General features: G+C 42.6%; 1 pseudogene. It reads left to right on the top strand.

Annotated features, from left to right (window positions below):
* Window positions 1-1,083: pseudogene (locus R7Q09_RS24355) on the top strand (GumC family protein); the annotation flags it as partial.

The raw sequence follows: 1,083 nt of genomic DNA, 5'->3' as shown, positions 1-1,083 counted from the left end.
GATTCAAGAAGAGCAAAAAAGTGCGCTATCGATTGAAGAAGTGTACGGTGTAGATACCAGTGGTAGCGGGTACTTTCAAACACAAATCGCTATTCTGAAATCCAACCACATTGCCGACAAAGTCATTAATGAACTGAATTTAACTCAACACCCTGAATTTACGAGCTCTGGTGGACTAAAACAAAAAATCGACGACATCAAAGCAGTCCCGTTAGTACAAGATTTATTGAATGTCTCTCCTAGCCCAAAAGAGACATCACAATACTCTGAGTCTTACTATCAAGCACTTCAAGCCTTCAAAAGAAAGCTAGAAATTGAACCTGTTCGAAACACACAGTTAGTGCGAATTAGCTTTCGTTCTGCCGATCCAAAGTTAGCAACAAGAGTCGCGAACGCGGTTGGTCAGGCCTATATTGATGCCAACTTCGAAGCCAAGCTCGTAGTGACTCAAAATGCAGCAACATGGCTGACTAATAACTCTCAAAAACTCGAAGAGCGCTTAAAAAAATCAGAGCATGCTTTGCAAGAGTTTTTGCTCAAAGAAGGCCTGATTGATATCAACGGCATCGACGACATCTACGCCAACGAACTAGAAGAGCTTAACCGTAAACTCAATACCGCTGTCAATAAGCGCATCGAAGCGCAAACCTTGATCCAACTACTAAAAAGAAAATCTTCTCAGAATCTTGATAGCCTGCTGTCCATTGACGAGTTTGCCAATCAAGCTCAGATTCGTGATTTGAACCTTTCAGAAGCCCAAGCTGCGAAGAACGTTTCTGAACTGGCGCAACGTTATGGACCAAAACACGATCGAATGGTCCAAGCGAAAGCGCAACTCGCCTCTATTCAAGAGCGAACTCAGCAATTGATTCGCGAAATCTCTTTTAGTAAGCAACAAGACTTACTTGCAGCGAAAGCTCAAGAAGACATGTTGCGCGAAGAACTGGACAGAAAAAAATCAGATTTCCAATCATTGGGTTCGCAAAAGGCGCGCTATGAGCAATTGAAACGAGAAGTAGAGTCAAACAAAGACCTTTACGAAGCTTTCTTAAATCGAGAAAAAGAAACCAGCGCTACTAGCGA

The sequence above is a fragment of the Vibrio sp. 2130-1 genome, assembly GCF_033339515.1.
Note: the sequence above shows the minus strand (reverse complement) of the source record. Positions and strands in the feature narration are given on the sequence as shown.